Below are 6,308 nucleotides of genomic sequence, written 5' to 3' on the forward strand. Positions count from 1 at the left end.
GTTTTCGACTAATTAATATTACTGGAATTCATATTTTCCAGTAATATTAATTATCTATCATTTAACTTAGTTTTTAAAAATATTTAGAATATCCAGGATAATAGTGTCTTCTTCTTCTTCTCAATAATCTTTGTAGAAGTAGTATTAAAGCTAAATCTCTAAATAACCTACCACCAAATTGTCTAAAAAGTTCATCATATTCTTCAATATTTCTACGACAATCTGCTTCATATCTATCTATTACCATATCGCATAAACATTCTATTTTTTCTTCGCTAGGGAATGGATACATAGATTCTCCTACATCGTATTTATCACATACATATTTTGCATGTTTGTCTAAATCCTTATATACCTGTGGACAGTATTTATATGCCATTTTTAAACAGTGTTCATATTCGTTGCAGTACATAGTTAACCCCCTAATGTCAAATAGTATTAAATATAAAAATTATATTCAATATAATACTATGATTCATATAAATCTATTGTTAACAAAATAAAAAAGCCAGACCTAATAAGTCTGACTTTAAAACTATATGAATTCATTAAAATTAAGAAGGTAAAAATATCTTAAATAATTTATTTATATAAATACAAGTGAAAGTAAAATTATTACAAATGGAATAGCAAAGTATATTTTACCTTTAGTAGTTCCAATATTTACGGTCCAACCAACACCAAATCTCTTAGTAACAAAGAATGATGGATCATTTGGGTTATTATAAATACAACCAAAAATCCAGAAAGAATCTTCATCATCAACTGAATAAACAGCATTCTTACTTTTACTAGGAGACTTGTAATATAAATAAGTCTGATAAATTGCTGCTAATATAGTAACTATAGTACAAGACCATAAAACAAAAGTATTTACACTACTTGCATTAAGTGTAGCAATCAATATAGATATAAAAATAATTTGACAACTTACATTTAAAACGAAGAAAGTAAATCCAAACATATTTAAATAATGTAAATGAGCTTTTTTACTATCATCTAGAGAATCAATACAAAGCTTAGCTCTAGCTTTTAAAGAAGCTATAGAAGAAATATAAACAATAACGCCAATACCAGTCATCATAAGTACTTGAGATAATATTTTAATAAATGATTTTTCAGCAAAGGCATCAGCAGCTCCACTAGGACCCCAATGTGTAGGAATTGTGTTTGGTATAGATTCATATTGAGTTAAAACATAAATTCCAACTAAAATAACAATTACTGTAGGTATAGTAAATAGCATAGAAAATCTTTTTACAATTCTATTTTTATCATGAATAAAGTTAGTATCTAATATAACTTTAGTTTTTTCTAAATCCAAATCAGAAATATTTAAAGCTAATTCACTTTTTGAAGCTTTTACTTTGTTATGAATATGAATATATACTAAGAATTGATATAAACAAAATCCTAACATAGGTAAAATAGAAGAAACTTCATAAGCTTTAAAAAGATAAATACAAATTAAAGTAATTATTGTAAATATTATAAAACCTATAGATACTAAAAATTTAAATTTTTTATCTAAAGCTTTAAATTCACTTTTATTAAAATAATCACTATTTAAGCTAACTCCATAAAATTGTCTTTTACCACTTAATGATTGAGTAAAGTAAATTAATACATAAAGTAAAAGTAAAGTTGGAACATTAACAATTAAAGCTATGGTACTATTCATAATTTTTCACCCCATATTTATCAAATAATTTATTACTATAATCTAAAAATTCTTCACGAGACATACCTAAAAGATAGCTTTGTGCAACCAAAAGATCCAACATAGATTTAATTTTATCACTATTTAAGTCATTTTTAGGTAAAGGCAAGGTATTTACAATAGCACCTTTTCTTCTATCAATGTTTATATATCCTTCATCTTTAAGTAAATTGTAGGACTTGTTAACAGTATGAAGGTTAACACCAATTTCTTCAGCCATGTTCCTTACAGATGGTAAGGATTCATTAATTTTCAAATCACCACTTGCTATAGATTTAATAATTTGTTCTCTGATTTGTGTGTATATAGGAACATCACTATTAAAATCCAAATTTAAAATCATATTTAACACCTCCAAATATACAAATATATTTTATAGAAAATATATTTGTTATATATATTATATAACAAATCATAAAAATGTTACAGACTTTTAAAAAGAAATTTAATAAAAATTAATTCAAGGTATCATTAATAAACTAAATAGCAGCATTTACATAAGTTCAACATGTGATAGGAGGTATTATATGGTTAAGCAATATTTAAGTACCATAATGGATTAAATCATAAAAATACATAAAATTAAAAAAATTCATAAAATTTAAAAAATTAGATTGACACATATATAAATCATAAATATAATTGTATTAATAATAAAATATAAAAAGCAATGACGGAGACAAAAATACTAAATAAGTTAATTACAGAGAACCAACGTTTGCTGAGAGTTGGATTAACCATAGTATATAATGATCACTCCTAAGCTTCTATATTGAAATAATAGTAAATATAGACGTATGCCAACGTTACATGGCTAGGATTATATGATCTGATAAATGAGAGGTAGCTATATGCTACAAATAAGGTGGTACCGCGAAATATAACTTTCGTCCTTATAAGTGATATTAATTTGCTTGTAAGTACGGAAGTTTTTTTATATTTAAGGAGGAATTATATATGGAAAAAATGGTATATGCTAAGTTAAATCAAGGTATAGATTCTTTTTTAAGAGTAGCTATGACACTCAGAAGAAAGGAAATAGATATAAATTTTATAAGTATGACTACAGATACAGGAGAAAGCAAAGGAATAAAACTTATAATAGATGAAAATAAAACACCTGTAGATGTGGTATTAAATCATATAAGAAAACTTCATGATGTAGATGATATAACAGTACAATAAGCAAAAAAGTTGTTAAAAATGTGCATATAACTATACACTCAATGATAATAAAAATTATTATTATATAAAAATAATTATTGAATAAGGGGGAAAATTATAATGAAAAAGATGTACTATGATAATGATGTTAATTTAGAGGTTTTAAAAAATAAGAAGGTGGCTGTGTTAGGATATGGAAGCCAAGGTCATGCGCATGCATTAAACTTAAAAGACAGTGGAGTTAATGTAGTAGTAGGGTTACACGAAGGTAGTAAATCTGTATTAAAAGCAAAACTTGATGGATTTGAAGTTGAAAGTGTAAGTGATGCAGTTAAAGAATGTGATGTGGTTATGCTTTTAATGCCAGATACAGTTCAAGGGAAGGTTTATGAAGAAAGTATAAAAGATAATTTAAGAGAAGGGCATACTTTAGCATTCGCCCACGGATTTAATATACATTATAATCAAATAAATCCACCAGCGTTTGTAGATGTTGTTATGGTAGCACCTAAAGGACCAGGACACTTAGTAAGAAGTGTATTTACTAAAGGTAGCGGAGTACCAGCATTATATGCAGTATACCAAGACTATAGTGGTAGTGCATTAGAAACAGTTTTAGCATATGCAAAAGCTATAGGATCAACAAGAGCAGGTGTTTTAGAAACTACATTCAAAGAAGAAACAGAAACTGATTTATTTGGAGAACAAGCGGTACTTTGTGGAGGGGTTAATGAGCTTATAAAAGCTGGATATGAAACTTTAGTAGAGGCAGGGTATCAAAAGGAAGTTGCATATTTTGAGTGTTTACACGAGATGAAGTTAGTAGTTGATTTATTATATAAAGGTGGATTTGAGAGAATGAGATACAGTATAAGTGATACAGCAGAATATGGAGATTATGTATCAGGTAAAAGAGTTATAACAGATGAAACTAAAAAGGCTATGAAAGCAGTACTAACAGATATACAAAATGGAAAATTTGCTAATGAATGGATGCAAGAATATAAAAACGGATGTGTTAATTTCTTAAAAAATAGAGATGAAGAATATAATATGGAAATGGCTAAGGTTGGAAGAAATTTAAGATCTATGATGACATTTTTAGAGGGGGATAAAAAAAATGAGAAGCAATTATGTGAAGCAGGGACTAACTAAAGCACCTCATAGAGCGTTGCTTAAGGCTAGTGGACTTATAGATGAAGAAATAAATAATCCATTAGTAGGTATAGTTAATTCATTTAATGAAATAGTACCAGGCCATGTTCATTTGAAAGATATAACAGAAGCTGTTAAAAGAGGGGTTCTAATGGGAGGTGGAACTCCCTTAGAATTTCCATCTATAGCGGTATGCGATGGTATAGCTATGAATCATGAGGGAATGAAGTATTCTTTAGTAAGTAGAGAGATAATAGCAGATAGTATAGAGATAATGGTTAAAGCTCATGGCTTAGATGGATTAGTGCTTATCCCAAGTTGTGATAAAGTAGTACCAGGTATGTTGATGGCAGCGGCTAGACTTAATATACCTTCTATAGTAATAAGTGGTGGACCTATGCTTAAAGGAAGGCATAATGATAAAGATGTAGATATAACTACTGTATTTGAAGCAGTAGGTAAAGTTTCTAAAAATATGATGACATATGATGAGTTATACGAATTAGAAGAATCAGCATGCCCTACTTGTGGATCTTGTTCAGGGATGTTTACTGCAAATTCAATGAATTGTATGAGCGAAGCACTAGGTATGTCACTTAGTAAAAATGCAACTATACCAGCAGTTTACTCAAGTAGGAAACGTCTAGCTAAAAAGACTGGTTTAAAAATTATGGAACTAATAGAAAAAGATATAAAACCAAGAGATATAATGACAAAAGAAAGCTTTGAAAATGCTTTAACTGTAGATATGGCACTAGGTTGTTCTACTAATACAGTACTTCATCTAACAGCAATAGCAAGTGAAGCGAATGTAGATATAAATTTAGATAAAATAAACAAAGTAAGTGATAAAACCCCTAATTTATGTAAATTAAGTCCTGCAGGAAGTCATTACATACAAGACTTAGATGATGCAGGTGGTATATATGCAGTTATGAATGAATTAAATAAGAAAAACTTAATACATACAGATGTTGTAACCTGTGAATGTACTAATATAGATAATCTTTTAGTAGAGAAAAAAGATAATTTAGTTATTAAAGATGTAGATAATCCATATTCAAAAACGGGAGGTATAAAGGTATTAAAAGGTACATTAGCACCAGATGGAGCGGTTATAAAAAAATCTGCCCTAGACGAAAGTGTAAATATATTTAAAGCAAGTGTAGTTGTATTTGATAGTGAAGATGAAGCAGTAGAAGCTATATTAAATGGAAAAATAAAGGGAAATTCAGCAGTTATAATAAGATATGAAGGACCAAAAGGTGGACCTGGAATGAGAGAAATGCTAACACCAACAGCGGCACTATCAGGTATGGGATTAGACAAAAGTGTATGTTTAATAACTGATGGAAGATTCTCGGGGGGAACTAGAGGATTTTGTATAGGTCATGTATCACCAGAAGCTGCCGATGGTGGAGTGATTGGACTTGTGTGTGATGGCGATATGATAAAAGTTGATTTGGAAAAAGGAAAGTTAGACTTATTAGTTGATGAAGATACACTACAAGAAAGAAAAAGTGAAGTAATTATAAGAAATAAAAATTTAAGTGGATATTTAAAAAAATATGCAAAACTAGTTAGTAGTGCCTGCGATGGTGCAGTTTGCAAGTAATATAGAAAGAGTGATGTGTATGAATGGAGCGAAGATATTATTAGAATGTTTAAAAAAAGAAGGAGTAGACACTTTATTTGGGTATCCTGGGGGTGCTGTTATACCTTTATACGATGCACTATATGATTATCAAAAGGATTTTACACATATAAGAACTTCACACGAACAAGGATTAGTTCATGCTGCTGATGGATATGCAAGAAGTACAGGTAAAGTTGGAGTATGCATAACTACATCAGGTCCAGGTGCTACTAACGCCATAACAGGTATAGCAACAGCATATATGGATTCTATACCTTTAGTAGTTATAACAGGTCAAGTTCCAACTAGCTTACTTGGAAGAGATTCATTTCAAGAGATAGATATAACGGGAGTAACACTATCTATAACTAAACATAACTACTTAGTTAGAAAAGTAGAAGATATACCATCAACTATTAAAAATGCATTTAAAGTTGCAAATACTGGAAGAAAAGGTCCTGTTCTTATAGATATACCTAAGGATATATTTACTACAGAAATGAATTTTGATATTTTAAATTATGAATCATATAAAAATAAAAATAAAAATAAATGCAATTATAATGATACTAAAAAAATAGAAGAAGCTGTTAACATGATTAAGAGCTCTAGTAAGCCGGTTATATACGCAGG

Annotated in this window: 7 protein-coding genes and 1 other annotated feature; of the genes, 4 read left to right on the forward strand and 3 right to left on the reverse strand. The window is 28.9% G+C overall.

The annotated features are described in order from the left end of the window. Positions 1 to 73: 73 nt before the first annotated feature. The 3 genes from VLM92_RS04695 to VLM92_RS04705 form a co-directional block, all read right to left on the reverse strand. Complete coding sequence (locus VLM92_RS04695; RefSeq protein WP_325275199.1) at positions 74 to 412, reverse strand: hypothetical protein; 339 nt, start codon at positions 410 to 412, stop codon at positions 74 to 76. A gap of 174 nt (positions 413 to 586) precedes the next feature. After that, positions 587 to 1,681, reverse strand: coding sequence for a DUF5808 domain-containing protein (locus VLM92_RS04700; RefSeq protein WP_325275200.1), 1,095 nt, complete (start codon positions 1,679 to 1,681; stop codon positions 587 to 589). Continuing rightward, on the reverse strand, positions 1,674 to 2,063 hold the full coding sequence (locus VLM92_RS04705; protein WP_325275201.1) for a GntR family transcriptional regulator: 390 nt from the start codon (positions 2,061 to 2,063) through the stop codon (positions 1,674 to 1,676). The genes VLM92_RS04700 and VLM92_RS04705 overlap by 8 nt, the downstream gene beginning before the upstream one ends. A 318-nt stretch (positions 2,064 to 2,381) precedes the next feature. After that, positions 2,382 to 2,618: a binding site (T-box leader), on the forward strand. A gap of 59 nt (positions 2,619 to 2,677) precedes the next feature. On the opposite strand from VLM92_RS04705, the gene VLM92_RS04710 reads away from it, so the two are divergent. The 4 genes from VLM92_RS04710 to VLM92_RS04725 form a co-directional block, all read left to right on the forward strand. Beyond that, on the forward strand, positions 2,678 to 2,905 hold the full coding sequence (locus tag VLM92_RS04710; protein ID WP_325275202.1) for an ACT domain-containing protein: 228 nt from the start codon (positions 2,678 to 2,680) through the stop codon (positions 2,903 to 2,905). A 99-nt stretch (positions 2,906 to 3,004) separates the two neighbouring features. Then, on the forward strand, positions 3,005 to 4,039 hold the full coding sequence (gene ilvC, locus VLM92_RS04715) for a ketol-acid reductoisomerase (protein ID WP_325275203.1): 1,035 nt from the start codon (positions 3,005 to 3,007) through the stop codon (positions 4,037 to 4,039). Beyond that, a complete protein-coding gene (ilvD, locus tag VLM92_RS04720; protein WP_325275204.1) occupies positions 4,005 to 5,654 on the forward strand; it encodes a dihydroxy-acid dehydratase in 1,650 nt (549 codons plus the stop codon). Before ilvC ends, ilvD begins: the two co-directional genes overlap by 35 nt. Before the next feature lie 19 nt (positions 5,655 to 5,673). Further along, positions 5,674 to 6,308 (forward strand): thiamine pyrophosphate-binding protein (locus VLM92_RS04725; protein ID WP_325275205.1); only part of this gene is annotated, 635 nt, incomplete at its 3' end.

The sequence above is a fragment of the Romboutsia sp. genome (assembly GCF_035470145.1).
Classification (GTDB): domain Bacteria; phylum Bacillota; class Clostridia; order Peptostreptococcales; family Peptostreptococcaceae; genus Romboutsia_D.